Annotated in this window: 22 protein-coding genes, 1 tRNA gene and 1 pseudogene; 14 read left to right on the top strand and 10 right to left on the bottom strand. The window is 58.2% G+C overall.

Annotation, left to right across the window (positions count from 1 at the left end; genetic code table 11):
- Positions 1 to 199: 199 nt before the first annotated feature.
- Genes ACVW0C_RS02735 through ACVW0C_RS02725 form a run of 3 tightly spaced genes read left to right on the top strand, consistent with a single transcriptional unit; the run spans position 200 to position 2,909 of the window.
- Complete coding sequence (locus ACVW0C_RS02735; RefSeq protein ID WP_041436711.1) at positions 200 to 1,348, top strand: cob(I)yrinic acid a,c-diamide adenosyltransferase; 1,149 nt, start codon at positions 200 to 202, stop codon at positions 1,346 to 1,348.
- The gene (locus ACVW0C_RS02730) at positions 1,348 to 2,097 is read left to right on the top strand and encodes a lysophospholipid acyltransferase family protein (protein WP_457384253.1); all 750 of its coding nucleotides are present in this window, start codon (positions 1,348 to 1,350) and stop codon (positions 2,095 to 2,097) included. Before ACVW0C_RS02735 ends, ACVW0C_RS02730 begins: the two co-directional genes overlap by 1 nt.
- Entirely contained in the window at positions 2,094 to 2,909 is an 816-nt protein-coding gene (locus tag ACVW0C_RS02725; RefSeq protein ID WP_457384252.1) for an alpha/beta fold hydrolase, read from the top strand. Before ACVW0C_RS02730 ends, ACVW0C_RS02725 begins: the two co-directional genes overlap by 4 nt.
- Here the strand turns inward: ACVW0C_RS02725 and ACVW0C_RS02720 are convergent.
- Positions 2,887 to 3,612 (bottom strand): HAD-IA family hydrolase, encoded by a 726-nt coding sequence (locus ACVW0C_RS02720; protein WP_457384251.1) that lies wholly within the window; start codon positions 3,610 to 3,612, stop codon positions 2,887 to 2,889. The two genes, ACVW0C_RS02725 and ACVW0C_RS02720, sit on opposite strands and share 23 nt — an antisense overlap.
- Positions 3,609 to 4,592: a PhoH family protein gene (locus tag ACVW0C_RS02715; RefSeq protein WP_457384250.1), complete on the bottom strand. Its 984-nt coding sequence runs from the start codon at positions 4,590 to 4,592 to the stop codon at positions 3,609 to 3,611. The genes ACVW0C_RS02720 and ACVW0C_RS02715 overlap by 4 nt, the downstream gene beginning before the upstream one ends.
- Before the next feature lie 424 nt (positions 4,593 to 5,016).
- Between ACVW0C_RS02715 and ACVW0C_RS02710 the strand changes: the two genes are divergently transcribed.
- The 3 genes and pseudogenes from ACVW0C_RS02710 to ACVW0C_RS02700 all read left to right on the top strand — a co-directional run.
- Positions 5,017 to 5,565, top strand: coding sequence for a hypothetical protein (locus ACVW0C_RS02710; protein WP_011433891.1), 549 nt, complete (start codon positions 5,017 to 5,019; stop codon positions 5,563 to 5,565).
- A gap of 155 nt (positions 5,566 to 5,720) precedes the next feature.
- Positions 5,721 to 5,811, top strand: a tRNA-Ser gene (locus ACVW0C_RS02705).
- Between the two features lie 227 nt (positions 5,812 to 6,038).
- Positions 6,039 to 6,222: pseudogene (locus ACVW0C_RS02700) on the top strand (hypothetical protein); the annotation flags it as partial.
- Between the two features lie 91 nt (positions 6,223 to 6,313).
- On the opposite strand, the gene ACVW0C_RS02695 reads toward ACVW0C_RS02700, so the two are convergent.
- From ACVW0C_RS02695 to ACVW0C_RS02685, 3 genes are all read right to left on the bottom strand, one after another.
- Positions 6,314 to 6,625 carry a hypothetical protein gene (locus ACVW0C_RS02695; RefSeq protein ID WP_414331199.1) on the bottom strand — a complete coding sequence of 104 codons (312 nt, stop codon included), beginning with the start codon at positions 6,623 to 6,625 and terminating at the stop codon, positions 6,314 to 6,316.
- 171 nt (positions 6,626 to 6,796) lie between these two features.
- Entirely contained in the window at positions 6,797 to 7,084 is a 288-nt protein-coding gene (locus ACVW0C_RS02690) for a hypothetical protein (RefSeq protein ID WP_011433893.1), read from the bottom strand.
- A gap of 111 nt (positions 7,085 to 7,195) precedes the next feature.
- Positions 7,196 to 7,516, bottom strand: a complete 321-nt coding sequence (locus ACVW0C_RS02685; RefSeq protein ID WP_457384249.1) for a hypothetical protein — start codon at positions 7,514 to 7,516, stop codon at positions 7,196 to 7,198.
- A 110-nt stretch (positions 7,517 to 7,626) separates the two neighbouring features.
- Here ACVW0C_RS02685 and ACVW0C_RS02680 point away from each other — a divergent pair, with 110 nt between their 5' ends.
- Positions 7,627 to 8,757: a geranylgeranyl reductase family protein gene (locus tag ACVW0C_RS02680; protein WP_011433895.1), complete on the top strand. Its 1,131-nt coding sequence runs from the start codon at positions 7,627 to 7,629 to the stop codon at positions 8,755 to 8,757.
- On the opposite strand, the gene ACVW0C_RS02675 is transcribed toward ACVW0C_RS02680, so the two are convergent.
- The 3 genes from ACVW0C_RS02675 to ACVW0C_RS02665 all read right to left on the bottom strand — a co-directional run bounded on the left by ACVW0C_RS02675 (position 8,734) and on the right by ACVW0C_RS02665 (position 11,292).
- Positions 8,734 to 9,246 carry an ATP-binding protein gene (locus ACVW0C_RS02675; protein ID WP_457384248.1) on the bottom strand — a complete coding sequence of 171 codons (513 nt, stop codon included), beginning with the start codon at positions 9,244 to 9,246 and terminating at the stop codon, positions 8,734 to 8,736. The genes ACVW0C_RS02680 and ACVW0C_RS02675 overlap by 24 nt on opposite strands.
- Before the next feature lie 118 nt (positions 9,247 to 9,364).
- Entirely contained in the window at positions 9,365 to 10,204 is an 840-nt protein-coding gene (locus tag ACVW0C_RS02670) for an OmpA family protein (RefSeq protein ID WP_457384247.1), read from the bottom strand.
- Positions 10,205 to 10,632: 428 nt separating this feature from the next.
- Positions 10,633 to 11,292 (bottom strand): XRE family transcriptional regulator, encoded by a 660-nt coding sequence (locus tag ACVW0C_RS02665; protein WP_414418074.1) that lies wholly within the window; start codon positions 11,290 to 11,292, stop codon positions 10,633 to 10,635.
- A gap of 642 nt (positions 11,293 to 11,934) precedes the next feature.
- Here ACVW0C_RS02665 and ACVW0C_RS02660 point away from each other — a divergent pair.
- From ACVW0C_RS02660 to ACVW0C_RS02635, 6 genes are all read left to right on the top strand, one after another.
- Positions 11,935 to 12,183 carry a hypothetical protein gene (locus ACVW0C_RS02660; RefSeq protein ID WP_011433899.1) on the top strand — a complete coding sequence of 83 codons (249 nt, stop codon included), beginning with the start codon at positions 11,935 to 11,937 and terminating at the stop codon, positions 12,181 to 12,183.
- Positions 12,184 to 12,283: 100 nt separating this feature from the next.
- Complete coding sequence (ndhC, locus tag ACVW0C_RS02655) at positions 12,284 to 12,646, top strand: photosynthetic/respiratory NAD(P)H-quinone oxidoreductase subunit C (RefSeq protein ID WP_457384246.1); 363 nt, start codon at positions 12,284 to 12,286, stop codon at positions 12,644 to 12,646.
- Entirely contained in the window at positions 12,643 to 13,377 is a 735-nt protein-coding gene (locus ACVW0C_RS02650) for an NADH dehydrogenase subunit K (RefSeq protein WP_457384275.1), read from the top strand. The genes ndhC and ACVW0C_RS02650 overlap by 4 nt, the downstream gene beginning before the upstream one ends.
- 1 nt (position 13,378) lies before the next feature.
- Positions 13,379 to 13,930 (top strand): NAD(P)H-quinone oxidoreductase subunit J, encoded by a 552-nt coding sequence (locus ACVW0C_RS02645; protein WP_457384245.1) that lies wholly within the window; start codon positions 13,379 to 13,381, stop codon positions 13,928 to 13,930.
- A gap of 47 nt (positions 13,931 to 13,977) precedes the next feature.
- Positions 13,978 to 14,151, top strand: a complete 174-nt coding sequence (locus tag ACVW0C_RS02640) for a hypothetical protein (protein WP_011433903.1) — start codon at positions 13,978 to 13,980, stop codon at positions 14,149 to 14,151.
- A gap of 7 nt (positions 14,152 to 14,158) precedes the next feature.
- A complete protein-coding gene (locus tag ACVW0C_RS02635) occupies positions 14,159 to 15,418 on the top strand; it encodes a class I SAM-dependent methyltransferase (RefSeq protein WP_457384244.1) in 1,260 nt (419 codons plus the stop codon).
- Positions 15,419 to 15,453: 35 nt separating this feature from the next.
- Here the strand turns inward: ACVW0C_RS02635 and ACVW0C_RS02630 are convergent, their stop codons facing one another.
- Positions 15,454 to 16,353 carry a hypothetical protein gene (locus tag ACVW0C_RS02630; protein WP_457384243.1) on the bottom strand — a complete coding sequence of 300 codons (900 nt, stop codon included), beginning with the start codon at positions 16,351 to 16,353 and terminating at the stop codon, positions 15,454 to 15,456.
- Between the two features lie 575 nt (positions 16,354 to 16,928).
- Here ACVW0C_RS02630 and ACVW0C_RS02625 point away from each other — a divergent pair.
- Positions 16,929 to 18,455 carry a glycoside hydrolase family 3 protein gene (locus ACVW0C_RS02625; RefSeq protein ID WP_457384242.1) on the top strand — a complete coding sequence of 509 codons (1,527 nt, stop codon included), beginning with the start codon at positions 16,929 to 16,931 and terminating at the stop codon, positions 18,453 to 18,455.
- Between the two features lie 35 nt (positions 18,456 to 18,490).
- Here ACVW0C_RS02625 and fabD read toward each other — a convergent pair whose 3' ends face one another.
- The gene (fabD, locus tag ACVW0C_RS02620; protein ID WP_457384241.1) at positions 18,491 to 19,357 is read right to left on the bottom strand and encodes an ACP S-malonyltransferase; all 867 of its coding nucleotides are present in this window, start codon (positions 19,355 to 19,357) and stop codon (positions 18,491 to 18,493) included.
- Positions 19,358 to 19,359: the final 2 nt, after the last annotated feature.

The raw sequence follows: 19,359 nt of genomic DNA, 5'->3' as shown, positions 1-19,359 counted from the left end.
ACGGGCGAGAAGAAAATGCAGTCGGATACAAGGGGGATCCCTCGCTAGACAGGCATCGGCTGGACAACCATTGCTCATCTTACCCCGGTCTTTCCGGCCTCTTGGGAGCTTTTTAGTTTCCCCCTCCTGCCCAAGTTCTGGCTAGGCTCCAAGTAGGCTCTAAGATGGGGGTAGAAAAGTGGGATTTTCCCACAGCAGGATGACGCGGAGGGGCATGGCAGAAATTGGGATTGTGACTGCCCAGCAGTTTGATCGGCGACGGGGCCAGATCCATGTCTACGACGGCGAGGGCAAAGGCAAGTCCCAGGCGGCCCTAGGGGTTGTGCTGCGTTCCATTGGCTTGGGGATCGAAAAGGCGGCCCCCAGCCGGGTGTTGCTGGTGCGGTTTCTCAAGGGGCCAGGCCGAACCTATGCTGAGGATGCGGCCATTGCGGCTCTGCAGCGAGGCTTCCCCCATCTCATCGATCAATTGCGCACCGGGCGGGGAGAGTTTTTCGGCCCAGATGAGATCACCAAGTTTGACCGTCAGGAGGCCCGCCGTGGCTGGGACGTGGCCAAAGGGGCTTTGGCGTCGGGGTTTTACTCGGTGGTGGTGCTGGATGAGCTCAACCCGGTGCTGGATCTGGGCCTGTTGCCTGTGGAGGAGGTGGTCAGTACCCTCAAGCAAAAGCCGGAGGCCATGGAGGTGATCATCACCGGGCGCGGCGCTCCCAAGGAAATTATCGACCTGGCGGATTTGCACTCGGAAATGCGCAGTGTCCGGCGGGCGACGGATCCCCAAAACGGCCAACCCCCTTGCAGCGGCATCGAGATCTACACCGGCAACGGCAAGGGAAAATCCACCAGCGCTCTGGGGCGGGCTCTGCAGGCGATTGGACGCGGCATCAGTAAGGATCTCTCCCATCGTGTACTGATCATGCAATGGCTGAAGGGGGGAACGGGCTACACCGAGGATGCAGCCATTCGGGCCTTGCGGGAAAGCTACCCCGATTTGGTGGATCACCAGCGTTGCGGTCGGGACGCCATTGTCTGGCGGGGCAAACAACAGGAAATCGACTATGTAGAAGCGGAGCGGGGCTGGGAGTTGGCACGGGCAGCCATCGCTTCTGGCCTGTACAAAACCATCATCTTGGATGAGTTGAACCCGACGGTGGATCTGGAGCTGCTGGACGTGGAGCCGATTGTCCAGGCTTTGCTGCGCAAGCCGCGGGACACGGAGATCATCATCACGGGGCGGTGCCATGCCCCCTTACCTTACTTTGAGCTGGCCTCTGTCCACTCGGAAATGGTGAGCCACAAGCACTATGCCGAGCAGGGGGCCGATCTGCGGCGCGGGGTGGACTATTGATGGGATCCTTCGCAGCGTTCTCAGCCAATTCTGCTCTCTCTTGGCCTCCAGACCCCAGGACTCTGGCCCAGTTGTTGCTCACCCTTTTCCAGACGGAAGTGTGGGTGGAGGGCAAGGAACACGTTCCCGCCGGCCCGCTGGTGGTGGTGAGCAATCACCGCAGTTTTCTGGATGCGCCGGTGCTGATCGCGGGGTTGGACCGACCGATTCGCTTTGCCTGCCATTACTACCTGGCTCAGGTGCCGCTGCTGCGGGAAATCGCCCTGGCTTTGGACTGCATTCCCCTCAAGCAGGGATCCCGACGGCAAATCCATTTTTTTCGCCAGGCGCAGGCCAGTTTGGCAGCGGGGGTGGGTGTGGGGATCTTCCCAGAAGGGGCGGAGCAGATCACCCGTGAGACCTCGCCTGGGGAGGTGGGGCGGTTTCAGCCAGGTTTTGCCCACCTGGCGCTGGCGGCAGCGGTGGATCCCTTGCCGATTCTGCCGGTGGCGGTGTGGGCGCAGGAAGAATGGCGGGGAGTAGATATTCCTATGGCTTTTTTCCGCTGGTTTGACCCCACTGAACCCCGATTTCAACAGGAAGGGGGACATCCGGTGGTGTTGTATCGGCGGGTGGTGCTCAGGGTGGGATCCCCCCTTTGGGTGAGTGGGAAGCAGCGCCAGGGATCCCGACGCGAGCGAATGCAGGTCATTCAAGAGCTAACTGCAGCGGCCCGAGAACAGGTGCGATTGGGATTGGCAGAGAGATGAGAAAGTTGAGTGGCGAGCCGGTAGCATCTGCCTCTAGCTTGGTCAGCCCGGCAACGGGAGCGGTCGGTCAGGAGCGGCCCCTGCTGCTGTATTTGCCCGGTATGGATGGCACAGGTACGTTGTTTTACCGGCAGGCGCAGGCTCTGCAGCGGGAGTTTCGCATTCGCCCCCTGAGTTTGAACCACCCGGAAGCGGGGGATAGCTGGGAAACCCTGGCCGATTGGGTGGGATCCCAGCTAGAAGCGGGGGCGTACTTGTGTGGAGAATCCTTTGGGGCCTGCCTGGCCTTGCTGGTGGCCGCCCAATGGCCGGAACGGTGCCGCGGCCTCATTTTGGTCAATCCAGCCTCGTCGCTGCGACGTAGGCCCTGGTGGTGGGCAGGACATGTTCTCCTGCCCTTTTTGCCGCCGGGGCTCTATCAGCAGTTGTCGGAGCGGGGGTTGGGGGTTTTGGCGGAGCTCAGCCAAATGGAGCCGCCGGATCGGGAGCGGCTGCGCCAGGCAGTTCACAGTGTTGAACCCACAGTGGCTGCCCAGCGCTTGGCTTTGCTGGGATCCTTTGTTGTGGAGAAGCTGCCTCTGGAGTCGATGACCTTGCCGACTTTGCTGGTGGCGGGGGGGCGGGATCGCCTGTTGCCCTCGGTGCAGGAGGTGGGCTGGCTGGCGGAACGGCTGCCCCAGGCGCAGGTAGAAATCTCGCCCCAGAGCGGCCATGCTTGCCTGCTGGAGCGGCGGATGAACCTGCGGCGTTACCTGCTCAAGCCGGATGGCCTTTTTGCCCCTCTGCTGCTCAATTCTGCTTCGGCCCATTGAGCATGGACAGGGATCCCCACAGATCTTCTATCCGCTCTGGGCAGGAGCTCTCCTTCCCCTCTCGATCCAGCCAAAGGGCTCGCAAGCCTGCTGCTTTTGCCCCCTGATAATCGTCGCGGCGGCTGTCGCCAATGTGGCCGGCGGCTGCGGGGGGGATCCCTTGGGCGGCCAGGGCAGCTTGGAAGATGCGGGGATCGGGCTTGGCATAGCCCACTTGGGTGGAGAGGGTGAGGGTGGAAAAGTAGGGATCCAACTGCAACTGCTGCAGCACCCTGGGCAAGCGGCTGTCGAAGTTGGAGATCACCCCCAACCGGATCCCTTCCTGCTGCAGGGCCCGCAAAGCCGGCAGCGTCTCGGGATACAGCTCCCAGGGATCCGCCCCGGCAAAGTGCTCAAACAATTGGGCGAAAAAGTCTTCAAACCGGTGCTCTCCGAAGGCAGCCAGGGATCCCACCCGGGCAAAAGTCTCCCGCACCACCTGGCGCCACCAGGTCCGCTCCCACTCCCGCAAAGGGGATCCCGTCAATCCTGGGCAGGCCGGGGCTGGAGCCTGGGCAAAAACTTGGCCAAAAGCGCGATCCAAGGCTTGGGGATCCACCCTCACCCCGTACTCCGCTGCCACCTGGCCGTAAACCTGGCCCACGCTGCCCCGCACCCGAAACAAAGTGCCCACAGCGTCGAAAAAGAGCACCCTCAGCCTCACGACTGCCCCTCGTAGCGGGCGTAGGCATCGACAATCCGCTGCACCAGAGGGTGGCGCACCACATCCCGCTGGTCGAAGTAGCAAAAGGCAACCCCCTCTACCCCTGTCAGAATACGCTCTGCCGCTGCCAGGCCGGACATGCGATGTTTGCCCAGATCCGTTTGGGTGAGATCCCCGGTAACCACCATACGCGACCGGAATCCCAGCCGCGTGAGGGCCATCTTCATCTGCTCGGGGGTGGTGTTCTGGGCTTCGTCCAAAATGATGAAGGCATTGCTCAAAGTACGGCCTCGCATATAGGCCAGCGGCGCCACCTCGATCACCCCCTGCTCCATCAACTGCGGCAGCTTGGCCGGGTCGATAAACTCGAACAGGGCATCGTAAAGGGGCCGCAGATAGGGATCCACCTTTTCCACCAGATCCCCCGGCAAAAACCCCAGTTTTTCTCCCGCCTCCACAGCCGGGCGAGTCAAGATCAGGCGCTCATACTCTCGGTTTTGCAGAGCCGTGATGGCCACAACGGCAGCCAGATAGGTTTTTCCTGTGCCCGCCGGTCCAATGCCAAAGCAGAGGTCGTGGGTGCGAATGGCTCGCACGTACTCCTGTTGGCGGGGCGTTTTCGGTCGGATAAGCTCCCCTTTGCGGGTGCGGGCCAAAATCCCTGCTTGTGCTTGCTGGTAGGCGGCAACCTCTTGTCCGGAGAGGGCGCGAAAAGCTTGCTCTGCATCGATCACAGTGACGGGGTGCCCAGTTTGCCAAAGCGGCCTCAGCAATTCTAGCCATTGCCGCACCTGCTGCCGCTGTTGGGGAGTGCCTTTCAGGTACAGGTCCTGTCCGCGCAGCGTTACAGAAGCACCGCTGGAGCGACTGATCCACCTCAGGTTGGCCTCCTGAGTGCCCGCCAAAGACATGGCCTGTTGAGGATTGGACAGAGAGATGACTTCGAAATCAGAAGAGAGGGAAGTAGGGTTGTCGTGCATGCCGTGGGCGCCGGGCACCCTGGGAGACCTGTAGGGGTGATCTTACCAAAAACGCTTGTCAGGGCGCTCTGGGCTGTGGAAAGCCGCTGCAGAGCCCAGGGGTCGAGCGCAAGAGCATGACTCTAGTCAATAATAAGCTCAACTATACTGAAAATAATGTATAATATGTTCAGTACGGATTACTACCAGTTGATCTTTCTGTTTACTTTCGAGTCTGCCAACATGGTAGCCAAAGCAAAGCAGAAAATTGGTAGTAAGACGACACGGAAACTGCGCTTTGGGTATTCTACTCAAAGCTTTGCGGGATACCGCCATTCTGTTCGGACTCCGTCCCGCTGACGCGAATGGAAACAAACAGAATGCTATCGCTGCATAGTTGAACAGTGATGTTCAGCAGTGTTCAGCGTAAATGTATCAGAGATAGATGTTTACCCAATCTGCGTCTGATACTCTGGGGTTGGCACAACTGGATTTGGCGCAAATTCCGCGGCAGATCACCTGCGATGGCAGTGACTTGGATTGGAGCCAGGCCCTGGCCATCGAAGGGATCCAACCTGAAGAAGAAGCTTTACAGGCTTGGATGGCTTTCCGTGACCTGCGGGTGAACCAAGAGGCGGGCAACATTTTACGCTGGCAAGGGCGTCCGTTGCGGGCCAGCCGTATCCGCTTTTTCCCCAGGAATGTGGCTTGGCGCTATGGCTTCTCGTTTTCCACCAGCATCCGCTCGCCCCTTGGCAAAGGGATCCCGACCCCTGAGGAGTGGCGCTACCCGGGCCTCTGCCGCTACGGGATTGTGCTGTTTCAACCCAACGCCCAACTGGTGGCCCATCAGGTTTTCGAGTCCTCGCCAGAGCAGCCCCAAGAGGTGGATCTGGATCCCAACCTGGATATTGCCTTCAACATCAATGACGCCAAGGGCAGCTACGGCGACAATAGCGGCAGCTTCGATATTTACCTGCAGGTGGTGAGCTAGACTCACCCAACCCCAGGAGGGATCCCGGCTGATCGCGATAGCGGGACGGAGTCTTTGCAGGGCGGGTCAGGGGGCAGTTGCCGGGTGGGATCCCATCCCCTACAATGAGTGAACTGGTGGCTGGATCCCAGCTTGCCATTGCCCTTCCTGGCCCTGGAGAGGTGGCTGAGTGGTCGAAAGCGGCTTCCTGCTAAGAAGTTACGGGGCCCAAAAGCTCCGTCGAGGGTTCGAATCCCTCCCTCTCCGTCCAGATTTGCTGACCAAGGTTGTTGACGTCCTCTGCGCGCCGTTAGCTTACTTCCCCATAGCGGTAGGGCGGGGCTTTTCTCAGTAGCTCGGGCGTCTCAGACTAACCTGAAACGACCATAGAGGCCAACTCCGCTACCAGTCATGGGTCGTGGAAGCAGGAAGAAATCAGAGCATGACTCTAGTCAATAATAAGCTCAACTATACTGAAAATAATGTATAATATGTTCAGTACGGATTACTACCAGTTGATCTTTCTGTTTACTTTCGAGTCTGCCAACATGGTAGCCAAAGCAAAGCAGAAAATTGGTAGTAAGACGACACGGAAACTGCGCTTTGGGTATTCTACTCAAAGCTTTGCGGGATACCGCCATTCTGTTTGGAAACAAACAGAATGCTATCGCTGCATAGTTGAACAGTGATGTTCAGCAGTGTTCAGCGTAAATGTATCAGACGTCACCTCCTATTGGGGTTTCGTAAGTTTTTCAGAGGGGTGTAGTCCTCAATCCAAATAGGCGCTCAACTCCTGCTCCAATGTAGGCAGTTGCACCTCTCCCTGCTCCAGCTCTTCCAAATCTTCCAGTTGTTTGCGCAGGCGGGCAATCCGCTCTTGCAGGCACTCTTTGATGCCTTTGGCCCCCAAACTGAGACAACTGCGGCAGACTTCCCCGTAGATTTGCCCGCGGTCGTTATAGACCACCGCCAGCAACACTTGGTGCCCTTTTTTCTGGATGGGGTTGGCCCATCCCCCACAGATAATGCAGGGCACTCGGCCATTGCCCCCGTAAATGCTGCGTTCCCAGACGATTCTCACGCTCAGCCTCAATGCAACTTGTTGCCCACCAGCATAAAAACCCAGGGGGATCCCTTGCCACCCCAAGATGCCGCGTTCCTTCCCTTCCCATTGCGGTGAAACGGTTTGCTGGTTAAATGCCTGCCCCCCTCTCCCCCTGTGGGGGTGGAGGCCAAAAAGGGATCCCAGTGGCTAGGTGCTGGGCCGGGCAGATTGAGAGCGGTCGATGGTGCGATAGGTGAGGCTGGCAGCCACCTCTAGAGCTTTGGCGGCGTCGCGGAAATAAAACCCCAACTCCTCATCCTTCTCCGTGCGGTTGGGCTTATTGAACTTGGCCTTGAACTGCACGTTGCAATACATGGCCAACCCCACCAGAACCTCTGACAGTCCGTGCTGGTTGATCAGCCGTTCCACATCTGTAAGCAGGCTTTTGATCAGAGCATCGGCTACCGGTTCTGGCAAACTGTCCAGGTCGTGCATGGGGGTTCCTCAACCAACGAGAGCAAACAAGCCAACGGGTCTGGGATCCCGAAGGCAACCTCTCCTGATTTTCCTGCATCTTTTCCAGAATGCCCAATCCCCTTGCCAACGCTACCACCACTGCCGCAGCCAGCCCCACAGGCCCGGATAACGAATGGAGCGCTCCCGGGCCGCTTGTTCCAGATGATGGGCGTGGTCTTGGCTGCCGGGATGCCGCAGACGATTCAGGCGCATCAAATAGGCGTAGCGGCGGATTTGTTCTCGCAACTGAACTGGGGGAAGGGCAAAGCACTCTGGGCAAATAGGGCCGAGATTCAGACCCCTATCGTTGAAAAGGCAACGAACTCGCTTCCCGCCCGCAAAACGCTTTCCGCAGGCGGCACAGTAGCAAGCTGAGGGCTGGTTGGCAAGGCGCTGCCAGCGAATTCGCATGGTCTTCCCGACAAAAAGGCAAGCAACGTGCAGGCAATTCGCTGCAGCCATAATAGGCTAGAAGCTGGTGAGCAAAACCCAGGATGGGGGGGCCTGGAGTATCGAAAACCATGCCGCAACTCTACGACTGTGTCATCGTCGGCGCCGGCCCTGCTGGAGGATCTGCCGCCTACCATCTGGCCAAGCGGGGACGCTCGGTGCTGGTTCTGGAAAAGGATCCCTTGCCCCGCTACAAACCCTGTGGGGGCGGCGTTTCTCCTATGGTGGCGGCTTGGTTTGACTTCGACTTTGGCCCCGCCATTTCCCTCAAGATCCGGCAAATCCGCTACACCTGGCGCGGCGGCGATCCGGTGGTGGTCGATTTGGATTTGAAAGAGCCCGTTTGGATGGTGCGGCGGGATGTTTTCGACCACTACCTGATTCAGCAGGCGCAAAAGCAAGGGGCAGCGCTCCAGGCAGAATGCCCTGTCTCTGGCCTCGAGTGGCAAAGCGACCGCTGGCAAGTGATGACAACCGCCGGCCCGGTCTGGGGTCGGTACGTGATCGGGGCCGATGGGGCAAAAGGCTCAATGGCCAAGTGGCTGGGCTTTCAGGAACGCCGCCGTCGCTTGGCTGCCGCCTTAGAAGCAGAAGTGCCTCTCCTGCAGCCGCAAACTGCAGCCGCCCATTTTGACTTCGGCGCCGTCAGCAATGGCTACATTTGGAACTTCCCCAAGGCTGATGGCTACTCGATTGGAGCCGGCACCTTTCGGGGTGGAGAAAAACAAAACCTGCGGGAAATTGCCGCCCAATATGCCCAAAGCTTTGGCGTAGACTTGAAGTCGGTCAAGCCGTTTGGCCATCCCATCTGCCTCTGGGACGAAGATCAACCGCTTCACACCCAAAATGCCCTCTTGGTGGGAGATGCCGCCTGCGTTATCGATCCGTTTACCGCTGAAGGGATCCGCCCTTCCCTTCTCACCGGCATGTTGGCGGCCCAGGCCATCGATCAAGCTCTAGGCGGGGATACAGAAGCTCTGGCGAACTACTCTGCCCGCGTGCAGCAGGAATGGGGCTCAGAAATGCGCTGGGCTAAGCGGATTGCGGCGTTGTTCTATCGCTTTCCGGGCGTGGGCTACAGGGTGGGCGTCAAACGACCGGGAGCCACTCGGCGCATGGGCCAGATCTTGGCCGGTGAACTGCGCTACAGCGATGTGGCCAGCTCAGCTATTCGCAAGTTAAGCGGTGGTCTGCTCGCCTAAGCCCGGCACCGACAGACGCGGGCGAGATCCAGGATCGTCGAAGCGCTTGCCGATCACCAGGCAGTTGCGACCATCCGCTTGGCGGCTGTAGCTGAGGTGAGTAGAGAGAGCTTTCATCAGCAAAATACCCCGTCCCCCCTCGGACTCAAGATTGGCGTTGGGCGATGTGGGATCCGACACGTTCCGGGCAAATCCCTCCAGATCAAACTCCTGCCCCTGATCCCAGATGCGCAACTCCAGCCCTTGCGGCATCAGCAGCAGCTCAATGTCGATGGGCGTACTTTCCGGCAGAGCGCGGTGGGCGTGGCGAACGGCGTTGGTAAACCCCTCTACCAAAGCCAACTGACATTCCGCCCAAATGGGATCCGGGATGCCCGCATTTCGGAAAGACTCAAACCAGGTCAAAACCTGGTCAAGCGCGTCCAGGGTTGTGTCAACCCTCAGCGCAAACGTTTGCCTCTTATCCAGAGGGATCCCTGCCGCGTTCAAAACCGAACCCCAACGATGAGGATTTAACCTGCACCCATCAATCCTGGCCGGATTGACCCTACCAGATTCTAGACCAGAGCCCTGCTAGAACGTGTCATCCCCCACTTTGGGGGGGTAGCTAGGGAGCGATGACCAAATCCACACGGCGGTTCCGCTGCCGTCCGGCTTCTGTGTCGTTATCGGCAACGGGCAAGGTGGGACCAAAGCCAGAGGTTGTCCAACTGATGGGATGGCCTTCCGGCAGCAGCTTCGTCAAATAGTCCTTAACCGCATTGGCGCGGCGCAGAGAAAGGGCCAAGTTGTAGTTTAAGGGCCCGATGTTATCGGTGTGGCCATTCACTTGAACGCGGGCGCCGGGCATAGCTTCCAAGGACTTGGCCACCTGGGCCAACAGCGAGGCTGCTTCAGGTCGAATCTCGGCTTTGTCAAAATCGAACAGCAAATCGCCCGGCAGGCTGATGGTTTGGGTTCCCACCTGAAAGGAGGTTGGCGTTGTGGTCGGAGCCGGGGTGGGCGCAGAGGCGCTTTCTGCCCCTGGAGCGATCTCAGCAGCAGTGGAAGATTCCCTGACAGGCTCAGGGGCTGTTTGAGAACGCAGCCGTTGCAGCCGCGACTCCAATTCCTCAATTCTGATCAAGAGCTGGATCACCTGCTGGCGGATCTCCCGGATCTCCCCTTCCAGATCCGTGGGGCTCTCATGATTTTCCTCTGGATCTGCATTTGGATCTGCATTGGCTGTTGGGCTGGCCACCGGAGGATTGGCCTGGGGCGGGGCCAAGGTGGGCAGGATCGGTGGTGTGGGAGAAGCGGGTTGAGTGGGAGAGATGTTGGTCTCCGGCTGGGGCTGAGGCTGAGCCTGCTGGGGAAGCACCATCCCAACCCAGATCCCGCTGCTGACCAAGAGGATCCCGCTTAGGGAATGGAGAGCGACTGTTAGGAGCTGGGACGAACGAGCCATTGCAGGCAAACCTGATACATTTACGCTGAACACTGCTGAACATCACTGTTCAACTATGCAGCGATAGCATTCTGTTTGTTTCCAACCAGAATGGCGGTATCCCGCAAAGCTTTGAGTAGAATACCCAAAGCGCAGTTTCCGTGTCGTCTTACTACCAATTTTCTGCTTTGCTTTGGCTACCATGTTGGCAGACTCGAAAGTAAACAGAAAGATCAACTGGTAGTAATCCGTACTGAACATATTATACAATTTTCAGTATAGTTGAGCTTATTATTGACTAGAGTCATGCTCCGGCTGGATGGGCGCAGGCAAGGAGCAGGAACTCCTCTCAACTCAACCCTCAAGACCCATCCTAACCGGCGACCCGATCTCGCCAAGGGGATTCTCGGTCGGTCCAACTGCCACTTCCCGCCATCTGCTGTGGGAGGCTAATCAAAACTGATGCGACCTCGATAACGCCCTATGAGGGTTAGGCCGTTGATGGGATCCGCCAAATCCGCCACAAAGGGGGGAAAGCGGGGATTGTCGCTGATCACCTTCACCTGGGACCCAGGCAGGCGCTGCAGCCGTTTGACCAACAGATCTCCATCCATCTGAAAGACGTAAATGCCTTCACAGCCCAGGTCTCCACCCTCTTGCCGCTCCACAAAGATCCAGTCGCCATCCTCCAACGTGGGAGACATGCTATCCCCCTGCACCCGAATCAGACTTAGATCGGCAGGGTTTCCCTTCAAGTGCGTCCGCAGCCAGTTTCGCTCAAAAGCAATCACCGATTCGATCGATTCTTCGCGCACCAACACCCCCGCTCCGGCAGAGGCGGCTACATCGACAAAAGGCACATACACATACTCTGCTTTCGCGTCGGGATGCAACTGCGGGGATCCCTCCCCTGTAATCAGCCAATTGAGGTTGACCTGGCCCACTTGGGCAATTTTCACGGCCTTATCAATGCCGGGCACGGATCCCTTCAGGTAGCTGCGCAAGGCCGTATCGCTAATTCCGGCCCGTCGCCCAAACGCATAGACGGCTTCATCGCCAATCACCCATCGCAAGCGGTCTGCAAAAGAAGAGCCAGAGGAGATGGACATCGGCTTAACGCTACATATTGTGTATAAGTAGATTTTTGCCACTATATCTTGACAAGTCAACAACCGGTGCAGCCATTTGGGGACAATCTTCAACCTGAGCTGACCAAGCGGCAGAAGGGAAATCTCACTTATTGTTAGCAGGCTGGCTGGGGAATCCTACTGGCGCTACCGTGGTTTTGGGTTGTGTTCACAGCGGGTCAGCAGCGGGCCGGCACAGCTTACTCTACCCAAAAAGGTGCACGTGGGATCTTCACCAAGTGCTGGGGTAAGCTACCCTGTCTGTTGAACTTATTCCGGCAGTCTGTCTGGGTGAAAGATGGTAAACTACCCGACTCAGACCGCTAAAGCAATACGGAGCGGGCTTTTAGTAGCCCTGCAGTTAGTAAACTAACCACGGACCTCTGGGCTGGTTTACGACAACCCCAATCGACCGTTACCAGTGCCCTAAAAAGCCGTTTCTGGTGTCCTCATTATTATTATAACATAAAACAAATAAAGTCACGCATTCCTCCCAACACTGACTTTATGAGTACAGTGCGGGGCTCCTGCGATTTCTAGCTGAGATATCGGCATTAGCGGCCCAAAAGGTTCGGTTCCCAGATTGCCTCTGGGTCTACTTCAAGCTGTTCTGCCTCAATCCCTATGGTTTCCTCTGACCTCAAGCGCTGGCTGGATAACTTCCTGATTGCCGTTGTCTTTCTGGTGTTCGCCGGGTTTGTCTGGTTTGTCTTTTCCGTAACCGGGGCTTTTCTTGGGATCCCACTGGGCTACAAACTTTGGATGCGGCTCTGGCTGCCTTTGTTTCAGCCGGCTTTGGGGATCCTGATGGCCGGGGCGGTGGTGAGCGGAGTGTGGGGCTGGCTGGAAAAACGCCGCTCCCAACAATCATGATCATCAATAGAACTGAAGATCCCGTGGCGCAGGGGAGCCCCAGACTGGCTCTATACTGGAAACGTATCTAAATGTTGAGCACCTGAGGCAGTCTGGCGTCGTGTTTGTTCTGTCCGGCTACGAGTATTTGCTGGTTTTCCTGATCCTCTGCTCTCTGCTGCCGATTTTGGCTCTGGGGGCTTCCGCACTCTTAGCGCCAAAGCGGCGGGGATCCCTGCGGCGCAGCACTTACGAGTCGGGCATGGAGCCGTTTGGGCAAGCCTGGATCCAGTTCAACATTCGCTACTACATGTTCGCACTGGTCTTCGTCATTTTCGATGTAGAGACGGTGTTCCTCTATCCCTGGGCAGTGGCGTTTCACCGCTTGGGGCTGTTGGCCTTTGTGGAGGCCTTGATTTTCATCGCCATCCTTGTGGTGGGTCTTGTGTACGCCTGGAGAAAAGGAGCATTGGAATGGTCATGACGTCTGAGAAATCGCAAGTCTTGTTTCCGGGGGCTGCCCCCCAGGTGACTACCGACCTCTCCAACAACGTCGTTCTGACGACGGTGAACGACCTGTACAACTGGGCTAAGATGTCCAGCCTCTGGCCGCTGCTCTACGGCACTGCCTGCTGCTTCATCGAGTTTGCTGCCATGCTGGGGTCCCGCTTTGACTTCGACCGCTTTGGCCTGCTGCCTCGTTCTTCGCCGCGCACGGCTGATTTGATCATCACGGCAGGTACGGTCACCATGAAAATGGCGCCGGCGTTGGTCAAGCTTTACCAGCAAATGGCTGAGCCGAAGTACGTGATCGCCATGGGGGCCTGCACCATCAGCGGTGGCATGTTCAGCTCCGATTCCTACACGGCAGTGCGGGGGGTGGACAAGCTGATCCCGGTGGATGTGTACATTCCCGGCTGCCCTCCTCGTCCAGAAGCGATCATGGATGCCATTGTCAAGCTGCGCAAGAAGATCGCCGCCGAGGACATGCGGGAACGAGGCCGTCTGCAGCAAACCCACCGCTACTACACGGTTAAGCACAACCTCAAGCCTGTGCCGGAGATCATCACCGGCAAGTATCTGGAGAGCGAGACCCGCCAAGCTCCCCCGCCAGAGCTGGCTGCGGCCATTGGCTTGCCAGTGCCCCCGGCCTTGCAAACCGCCGACTTTAAGCGGGCGGAACAGCAGCTCAAAGCCTTGCAGGGAGGAGTGTGAGATGGCAGAGGAGAATGCCCAGGAAAAACAAGCGCCGCCATCCGCAGGCGAGCAGTCGGAACCCTTGGTGACGTTGGAGCGGGGCCCGGTTTCCCAGTTTCTGGCCGACAACGGCTTCGAGCACCAGTATTTGGGGAGAGACGCAGCGGGGGTAGAGCTGTTGGAGGTGGAGCGGGACTTTCTCCTACCCCTGTGTACCGCCCTCTATGCCTACGGCTTTAACTACCTGGAGTGTCAGTGCGGGTATGACCTGGGGGCAGGGCAGCCACTGGTCAGCCTTTACCACCTGATCAAGCTGTCAGACGGGGCGGATCGCCCTCAGGAGGTGCGGCTCCAGGTAAAGTTGCCTCGCCACGATCCATGCCTACCTTCCGTATACTGGATTTGGAAGTCGGCGGATTGGCAGGAACGGGAAACCTACGACATGTACGGCATTGTTTTCGAGGGACACCCGAACCTGAAGCGGATTTTAATGCCGGAAGACTGGATAGGGTGGCCCCTGCGCAAGGACTACATCACGCCTGATTTTTATGAGCTGCAGGATGCCTACTGATTGGGGATCCCTGACCTGGTGAGCAGCGTTGAACAGGATGGGTTGAGATGTGGCCTTTTTTGCTCTTGGCAATCTACGCAGGAGGAGTTTGGTACTCGGCCCGCAAGGCGGATCGCATCTATTCGGGATCTGGGAAGTGGCTGGTATCGGCCCTCTGGCCGGTGCTGCTGCTCTCAAACCGTCAGTTTCGCCAAAATTGGCGTCGTCCCCTGAACAAGTAAGTTTGAGTTGAGTAAGTCTGGATCCCTGGAATCCTCACCTGTGATCGCTCCTGAGCAACACCTACGCGACCCGAGTCTTTCTCTATCGACACCTCAGGCCACGCAGAAGTTGCGGGAGTTGATTGTCAGCCGCATTCGCGCTCAGGGACCGGTGACCTTTGCCCAGTTTATGGAGTGGGCTCTCTACGAGCCGGGGTTGGGCTATTACGAGCAGGGATCCCCGATTGGCCCCGACTACCTCACCTCTCCCCACCTGGCGGCGGACTTTGCCCAACTGTTGGCAGAGCAGATCCTTCAGTTCTGGCACATTTTGGGATCCCCCTCTGCCTTCATGGTCATCGAGATGGGGGCAGGCAGCGGTCGCTTGGCCCAGGATTGGCTGACCTACGTGCGCTCCGCTAACCCCCCTTTTTGGCAGGCACTGGAATATGGGATCCTGGAGCGTTCTGCCCACCTGCGGCGGCTCCAACAGGAGCGATTGGCTCCTTTTGGGGAGAAGGTGCGCTGGTTGGATTGGGACGGGATCCCGGATGAGTCGGTCACAGGCTGTTTCTTCTCCAATGAGCTGGTGGATGCTTTTCCGGTGCATCGGGTGCAGGTACAGGATGGGGCTTTGCGGGAAATCTATGTCGATTGCAGCGAGGCTGCAGAAGCCGACTTCCGCGAAGTGCTGGGGGATCTGTCCACCCCTGAGCTAAGAGAGTACTTCGCCCGTCTGGGGATCCCTGTAGAAACCTATCCGTCGGGCTACCAAACCGAGGTGAACCTAAAAGCCTTGGAGTGGCTGCAGCTCCTGGCCCGCAAGCTCCGGCGAGGCTACGTGCTCACCATCGATTATGGCCACACTGCCCAGCGCTACTACAGCCCCCACCGCGCCCAAGGTACGCTCCTGGCCTATCGACAGCACGGCAGCTACACGGATCCCTATGTTCGGGTGGGATCCCAGGATCTCACCGCTCATGTGGACTTTACGACCCTAGAGCAAGTGGGAGAATCTCTGGGGCTAAAATGTCTGGGGTTCACCCGGCAAAGCAGCTTTTTGGTCAACCTGGGATTGACCGAGCGGCTGGCCGCCCTTAGCCAAATGGGGAACCCGGTTGATGGCGAAGCTGTGGATGTGGGCCAAGTTTTGCGGCGGCGATCCGCTCTTCATGCGCTGCTGGATCCCATGGGGTTGGGGGGCTTTGGGGTATTGGTGCAGGCCAAGGGCTTGATCCCCTCAGAACACGCTCACCCTCTGCGGGGCTTTGGCGAGCCAGAGCTGTGAACCGTTTCGGTGCTATTGGGATGGGATGTCTGCCCCTACCGGCTACCGTTGCCTTCCATCGATGCCAGTTCTGCCATTGCTCTGGCGCTATCTTCCAGGTTGTCGATTCGCTCCTCGAGGGTTGCAAAGACTTCGTCATATTTGTCGGCCCATGCAATGTCGGCGGCAGCTTTGGTCGTGCGGGCCAAGTTGAGAGATACGTCTGGAGATCCTTTTTTGGGAACGGATGGCCGTTCCGCGAAGTTGCCAGCAGCTGTTGAGGGATCAGCCTGGGTTAGGCGGGCAATATCTTGCTTGAGGAGATTCTGTTTTGATTGGAGTTGTTCCACCTTGGCTATGCCCTCTTTGAGGGACTGAATGAGCCTTTTTTTCTTGGCTTGTAAATCTCCAATCGAGGCTTTCAGGCTTTGCTCTTCTGCGCGTAACTGAGGAAGTCGTTCTTCTTGAGATTGGATCTGGATCTCTGTTTCAAAATGGAGCTGAGCAGTTTGAGCTTGCGAATGAGCATTCTCATGAGTTTTGGCAGCAGCTTTTCCATTCTGCTGGACTTTTGCCCAATCTTCAAGGGCAGCACGCAGACTGGCCAACTCGTTTTGCAATTGCTGTAGGTCTGAAGGAGTGATTTCGTTTTGCTTCTGCTGATTTTTGAGGTGCTCTAGAAGCTGGATTTTGGCTTTAGCCTCGCTCCCAGATAGAGCAGAAGCCACATAGCCCGTCATCCCCGTAGCCAAACCTGCTGCTCCCGCCTGCCACAGGGATCCTCCCGCCCCAAGGCCACCAATAGCCACCGTAACTCCGGCCAACGCGGGAAAGGCAGTTATCCAAAGCTGGCGGCAGGAGAAAGGCAACATCATCGACCCCAGGGTGGAAGAGGAGATTGTCTTGAAGATTGTTTTGACCATAGGTAATGTTTGGGTAGGTTTTCTCTCACTCACAACTCCTCTTTTTTTAAGGAGAAAGGGGAGCTAGAACCAACACAAAGAACAAAGAACGCCTTAGAGACAATTTTACTGCACTATTTCACTGCACTTCATCACTGCACTTCAAGATGACTCTGGTGTACTGCTGAGGTTACAGTTCTTTACGCCATCCCTCCAGTATGGCCACAACTACAAGTCAATCGCCACTCTAAACCTGCAAGAGCCACTTCAGCTAGAAATCGCAGGAGCCCCGCACTGTACCCGTAGGGTCGGTGTCGGGAGGAATGCTATAATAATACTGCGGGCACCAGAAACGGTTGTTTAAGGCACTGGTAACGGTCGATTGGGGGTGCTGTAAACCACCCCAGAGGCTCGTGGTTGGCTTGCTAACTGCAGGGCTACTAAAAGCCCGCTCCGTACCGCCTAGCGGTTGATGTCGGGTAGTTTACGCTCATCCTGACCGGCTTTCTTGGCAGCGACGCCCAAGGACATCTGCTTTGACATGCTCGATAGGACTCCGTCCCGCTGACGCGAAAGGACCCCGTCCCGCTGCCGCAGTGGATCCCAGGGCTTGGAGCCTTGAGGAGAAAGTGGGGCAACTGTTTCTGGTTTATTTTGAGGGAGCTGAGTTTTCCTCCGCTCTCGAGGAGATGATCCGGGACTACCACGTGGGCGGGCTGATCTTCTATTCGATTGCCGGCAACATTCAAACGTTGCCTCAGGTGGCCCAGCTCATTGCCGCGGCTCAGGCACAAGCCCTTGTCCCCCTGTGGATAGCCATTGATCAAGAGGGGGGGCCGGTGGTGCGCCTTACCGAGGGGGTGACGGTGTTCCCCAGCGCCATGGCAGTGGCAGCAGCGGGATCCCTGGCAAAGGCGGAAGCTATGGCCCGTGCGGTGGGAACGGAGCTGAAAAGTTTGGGGTTTAACCTCAACTTCGCCCCTGTTGTGGACGTGAACAGCAACCCCCACAACCCCATCATCGGCATCCGAGCCTTTGGGTCAGACCCGAAACAGGTAGCGGACTATGGCCTGGCCCTGTGGCGCGGCTATCGGCAAGCCGGGATCCTCTGTACGCCCAAACATTTTCCCGGCCATGGGGACACCGATATGGATTCCCACCTGGGGTTGCCGCGGGTGGATCGCCCTCTGGAGGCGCTACAGACCACGGAATTGCGCCCGTTTCAGGCTTTGATCCGGGCAGGGGCAGAGGCGGTGATGACGGCGCATGTGGTGATGCCGGCTCTGGGATCCGTCGGCGACAGCGGGACGAAGTCCTTGCAACCGGCAACGCTGGCCCCTGAGGTGGTGTCCGGCTGGCTGCGGCAGAGGCTGGGTTTCCAGGGTCTCGTCCTGACAGATTCCCTGACCATGGGGGCCATTGCCCGCACCTACGGCATTCCCGAAGCGGCAGAACTGGCCTTTAGGGCAGGAGCCGATGTGCTGGTGTTTGGGGCAGATCCCGGCTTTAGCCCGGCCATCCAAAAAGAAGCCTATGCCCATCTGCTGCGGGAGTTCCGTGCCGGTCGTTTGTCGGTTGAGCAGTTGGATCGGTCAGTGGAGCGAATTTTGACCTTGAAGCGGCGCTACAGGCTGGGATCCCCCTGCCCCCCTTTCCCCCCTGCCGGCTTGGAAAACCACCGGGCACTGGCCCGCCAAATCGCCCAAGACAGCATCACCCTAGTACGGGGATCCCTGCCTCCCTTGGCCCCTGACCCGCTGCTTATCACCCCTGTACCTTTGTTGGGGGAGCTGCTGCAAAAAGCCTGTCCCGCTGCCCAAGTGTTCTCCATCCCTCTGGATCCCACCCCCGAACAGCAGCGGATTGCCCAAGAAGGGGCTCAAAGGGCTGCGCAGGTGCTGGTGGGATCCCTGGAGACGTGGCGGCATCCGGCGCAGAGGTTGCTGCTGGGATCCCTTCCGCCGGAAAAGGTGATTGGGTTGGCCTTGGGATCCCCCTACGACGCCTTTGCCCTGCCCCAGATCCCGGTCTATTTGGCCTGCTACGGCACTACCCCCGTCTCTCTACAGGCGTTGCTGCAGGTGTTGTTGGGACAGATCCCGGCCCAGGGTCGCTTGCCGGTTGGATCCCACTTGGAGGGATCCTGGTCGCGTTAGCGGGACAGAGCTCTTTCCCGTTAAAAACAGATCCACTAACTGCTGAGGCTGCTGACAGTGCGCCGCCCCAGGGCCGGCACCGTTCGCTTCACCAAGCCCGTCAGAACATTTCCGGGGCCGATTTCCCACACCTCTTGGATGCCGTCGGCGGCCATCTGCAACACGGTTTCTCGCCAGCGGACAGGGGCAGTCATCTGGGCCAGCAGCGCCTGCTTAAGGGCTTGCGGATCCCGGCTGGCGGTGGCAGTGCAGTTGCTGTAGACGGGCACTCGCGGCGGCTGAAAGTCAACAGCGCGCAAGGTGTGGGCAAACTCCTCGGCAGCAGCCTGCATAAAGGGCGAGTGAAAGGCGCCACTTACCTTGAGGGGAACGGTGCGCTTGGCCTGCAACTGCTCACAGACGGCTTGCACCCCCTCCACCGAGCCGCTGATCACCACCTGATCCGGGCTGTTGTCGTTGGCAAGGGTGACATCGGGGATCATCTGGCACAGGTGCTCCAGCTTGTCGCGGTCAAACCCCATCACTGCCGCCATGCTGCCCGGGGGATCCCCTGCGGCTTCCATCAGTTGGCCCCGCAGCGCCACCAGCCGTAGGCCGGTTTCGAAATCAAACACGCCGGCAGCGTAGAGGGCGCTGTATTCGCCCAGACTGTGGCCAGCAGTGCAGGCAGGAGCCTGTCCCTGGGCGTAGAGATAGTCCGTCAACAGGGCCGATACGGTGAACAAAGCCGGTTGTGTGTAGCCGGTCTGGTGGATCTGGTCTTCCGATAAATCTAGGGGATCCCATCCCAACATCTCACGGGCCAAAGCCAACTTCTGGGCTGCTCCCTGCCAGTTCCGCAAGTCCCTTCCCATGCCCACCGCTTGGGATCCCTGGCCGGGATAGATCCAGGCAACGGTCATCA

This window comes from Thermostichus sp. OS-CIW-26, assembly GCF_054058395.1.
The sequence above is the reverse complement of the archived record's forward strand: the minus strand, read 5'-3'. Positions and strand labels throughout refer to the sequence as shown.

What these genes read in the sequence shown, in the direction of transcription:
- ACVW0C_RS02685 (WP_457384249.1), bottom strand. Translation starts at nt 7,516, where the DNA reads ATGCGAATTCGCTGGCAGCGCCTTGCCAACCAGCCCTCAGCTTGCTAC.
- ACVW0C_RS02670 (WP_457384247.1), bottom strand. Translation starts at nt 10,204, where the DNA reads ATGGCTCGTTCGTCCCAGCTCCTAACAGTCGCTCTCCATTCCCTAAGC.
- ACVW0C_RS02725 (WP_457384252.1), top strand. Translation starts at nt 2,094, where the DNA reads ATGAGAAAGTTGAGTGGCGAGCCGGTAGCATCTGCCTCTAGCTTGGTC.
- ACVW0C_RS02680 (WP_011433895.1), top strand. Translation starts at nt 7,627, where the DNA reads ATGCCGCAACTCTACGACTGTGTCATCGTCGGCGCCGGCCCTGCTGGA.
- ACVW0C_RS02650 (WP_457384275.1), top strand. Translation starts at nt 12,643, where the DNA reads ATGACGTCTGAGAAATCGCAAGTCTTGTTTCCGGGGGCTGCCCCCCAG.
- ACVW0C_RS02735 (WP_041436711.1), top strand. Translation starts at nt 200, where the DNA reads ATGACGCGGAGGGGCATGGCAGAAATTGGGATTGTGACTGCCCAGCAG.
- ACVW0C_RS02710 (WP_011433891.1), top strand. Translation starts at nt 5,017, where the DNA reads ATGTTTACCCAATCTGCGTCTGATACTCTGGGGTTGGCACAACTGGAT.
- fabD (WP_457384241.1), bottom strand. Translation starts at nt 19,357, where the DNA reads ATGACCGTTGCCTGGATCTATCCCGGCCAGGGATCCCAAGCGGTGGGC.
- ACVW0C_RS02645 (WP_457384245.1), top strand. Translation starts at nt 13,379, where the DNA reads ATGGCAGAGGAGAATGCCCAGGAAAAACAAGCGCCGCCATCCGCAGGC.
- ACVW0C_RS02660 (WP_011433899.1), top strand. Translation starts at nt 11,935, where the DNA reads ATGGTTTCCTCTGACCTCAAGCGCTGGCTGGATAACTTCCTGATTGCC.
- ACVW0C_RS02665 (WP_414418074.1), bottom strand. Translation starts at nt 11,292, where the DNA reads ATGTCCATCTCCTCTGGCTCTTCTTTTGCAGACCGCTTGCGATGGGTG.
- ACVW0C_RS02715 (WP_457384250.1), bottom strand. Translation starts at nt 4,592, where the DNA reads ATGCACGACAACCCTACTTCCCTCTCTTCTGATTTCGAAGTCATCTCT.
- ACVW0C_RS02690 (WP_011433893.1), bottom strand. Translation starts at nt 7,084, where the DNA reads ATGCACGACCTGGACAGTTTGCCAGAACCGGTAGCCGATGCTCTGATC.
- ACVW0C_RS02730 (WP_457384253.1), top strand. Translation starts at nt 1,348, where the DNA reads ATGGGATCCTTCGCAGCGTTCTCAGCCAATTCTGCTCTCTCTTGGCCT.
- ACVW0C_RS02640 (WP_011433903.1), top strand. Translation starts at nt 13,978, where the DNA reads ATGTGGCCTTTTTTGCTCTTGGCAATCTACGCAGGAGGAGTTTGGTAC.